At 33.6% G+C, this 1,225-nt stretch carries 1 pseudogene; it reads right to left on the bottom strand.

Going from position 1 to position 1,225, the window contains the following annotated elements:
- Nucleotides 1-671: 671 nt before the first annotated feature.
- A pseudogene (locus F6K13_RS33940) lies at nt 672-1,225 on the bottom strand (hypothetical protein); the annotation flags it as partial.

Below are 1,225 nucleotides of genomic sequence, written 5' to 3'. Positions count from 1 at the left end.
TTCAGGTCCTTGCCAAATAGTCTATCGACCTTACAAACCAGCAAGTTGTGGCGCTCATCTGTGGATTAATACTTTTGATTCTGTGCAATTTATAGATACTAAATCGAATCCAGCTACTGCAAGGCAACCTAGCAAGCAAATTTTTATATAGTTTATTTCGATATGCACTCTTCTCATCACAAAAGAATATTTATTTGCACTAAAATCTTAACTGACAATAACTTCAGACTATTTTTGCTGTTTACTTATGGGAAATTGTAGCAGGACCTTTGCTCTATCTGTATGTAGAAGAGAAAATTTTCATCATCCGCCTCTGGGAGCTTCAGCAAATAAAACGACTCTTCCTCTATCTGTATGGAGAACAGAAAAATTCTATCATCCACCTTCGGGAGCTTCAGCAAATAAAACGACTTTTGCTCTAGACCTATGAGAAAGAGAAAAATTTTCATCATCCGCCTCTGAGAGCTTCAGCAAATGAAACGACTCTTCCTCTATCCGCATAGGAAAATAGTCATCTAAAGATGACTCAATTATCTACGCCATCTTTTTGTATCGTAGTTAATTAATGTAACCTGATATAAGTTAGTTAAGACATTTATAAATGCTCAAACTCACTCAAGGATTACTTCTAATTCTTTACTCCCTACTCCCCACTCCCTACTCCCTACTCCCTAAAATATCAAATGACCCTTAATTTCCTCCAATAAATCTACTATTGATAAATCAGAAGGCAAAATTTTTGTAGCTACCTTGCTCAAGACTAAATTTAGATTTTCTACTGTCATATTTTTGGGTAATTTATAATCAGAATATTCCAACACTAATATAGAAGGTTTTCTAACTATTTGGTCTAAATTAGATAATGCTTTATCCAAACCAGGCGGTAAATTTCCCCGCAAACAAATTAATAGTAAATCCACACTCTGATTTTTCAATTGTGACAAAACTTCAACCCAAGATTTAGCAATTAAACCTTTAAACCCAGAAGTTTGAATATACTGAACTAATACCTGTGTACTATCAATTGGTAATTTTGTTTGTTCACAATATTTCCAACTTTGATTAGCCACTTCTAAATCAGAAATAAAAGCAGGAAAAATAGGATAACTAAAAGTATTATCTTCTAAGTCTCTCCCCTTTTGTTCAGGAGTAAAATTTGAGAAATTAACAACAGCTTCCTCAGGCAAAACATCTGTTAAAGGTACTGTAAAATCTTTAATATTTG

This window comes from Okeania sp. SIO2B9, from assembly GCF_010672505.1.
In the GTDB taxonomy this organism is placed as follows: domain Bacteria; phylum Cyanobacteriota; class Cyanobacteriia; order Cyanobacteriales; family Microcoleaceae; genus Okeania; species Okeania hirsuta.
The sequence above is the reverse complement of the archived record's forward strand: the minus strand, read 5'-3'. Positions and strand labels throughout refer to the sequence as shown.